1 protein-coding gene and 1 pseudogene are annotated in these 1,306 nt (G+C 49.5%); both read right to left on the bottom strand.

All coding sequences use genetic code 11. From position 1 onward, the window contains the following. Nucleotides 1-320, bottom strand: a pseudogene (locus F6K20_RS38835) (chlorophyll synthase ChlG); the annotation flags it as partial. Nucleotides 321-329: 9 nt separating this feature from the next. After that, on the bottom strand, nt 330-1,306 hold a 977-nt coding region (locus F6K20_RS38830; RefSeq protein WP_287298485.1), incomplete at its 5' end, for a Get3/ArsA fold putative tail anchor-mediating ATPase NosAFP.

Genomic DNA, 1,306 nt, shown 5'->3' with positions numbered 1-1,306 from the left:
CGTTGTCTCTTCCGGTATGGTTCATTAATGGCGTCGATTTCGCGGTCATAGAAATCATTCAAGGTTTGGGTATACCCTGCCATCAACGGACCAGAAAGCAACATACAGGCGGCGGCCATCAGAAGGTCTTCGAGTGTCCAACTGTAGCCACCGGAGGAAGCAGCACCACACACTACCCCCCACATCAGGGGTATCCAGGTAATTGGCTTCATCAACTGCAGGCGAATCTTCCATAGGTTGCTTTCACCAGGAGCTGCGCCTTTCATACCCAGTAGCTGACGGGTTTTGGCACTTTGTTCAGTTAGATTTTCTTCAGCCATAGCTACTACCTAGAATGAAATTATCAAATAGCCATCTTGAAACTTAGCCCCTTTCACGGATTGACCACTAAGTTGTGGGGGAAGCAGGATATTATGCCGTTGATCCCCGGCTTCAACGGTGACTTCTGGACCGTATTGGGTCAGTTTCACCTGCTTTTTGTTAAAACCTGGTAAGAATAAACGAACGTTGCGACCAGGAATGTCGATAGTCATGGGTCTGGGTGCCTGGGATGCCTGTTTAAAATCTGGCAGGGCATCGATCAGGGATTGCCAATCTTCCCCTGGTGGGGAAGTGGGAAGAGCATTAACGACTAGAGGGGCAAATTCCGATTCTATTGCTGGGGTTACCGTGGTTTGGTTGACCAGCACACCACCGACAGTAACACCCACTTGTTGGGCACTACCCCACAGATACTTGGCTGTGGCCATGGCTAGGGGGTCATCGGTAGTGACCAGATAGGATGCGACCCGATTGGGATTTGCGATCGCATTTTTTCCATCCTCCAACATATTGTTGGCCTTATTACTTGATTCACCAGCCAAGTCGTCACTCGTCCATGACACATTTAGGATGGCGCTAGTGACTGGTTGGATAAAGGGGGAAAGGGCTTTGCCCAGGTCAGAATCTGCCATGACTTGGCGAAATCTACGACTATACCAACTGATAATTTCTGGCATTCCCAACATTCTCAGGGTAGCTTGAGAGCAGGTGCCATCGTAGATGATCGCGTCATACTGACCGCTTTGGTAGTACTCCCGAAGGGCGTTGAGGGCTAAAGCATGATCCATCCCCGGTAAGATGCCCAGTTCTTGACCATAGACATTTTTTAGGGTAGGCGATCGCAAATATTGCTCCTCTAGCTTTTTAACATCTTCCCAGCTGCGTTCCAGTAGTACTGTAGTCATTAGCTGTACTACCAGGAGGTTAGGACTTATTTCCACCGGGTCAGACGTTGGGGATAGCCCCAGTAGCAGTCCAAAGCTAG

The sequence above is a fragment of the Moorena sp. SIO2C4 genome (genome assembly GCF_010672485.1).
Lineage (GTDB): Bacteria > Cyanobacteriota > Cyanobacteriia > Cyanobacteriales > Coleofasciculaceae > Moorena > Moorena producens.
The sequence above is the reverse complement of the archived record's forward strand: the minus strand, read 5'-3'. Positions and strand labels throughout refer to the sequence as shown.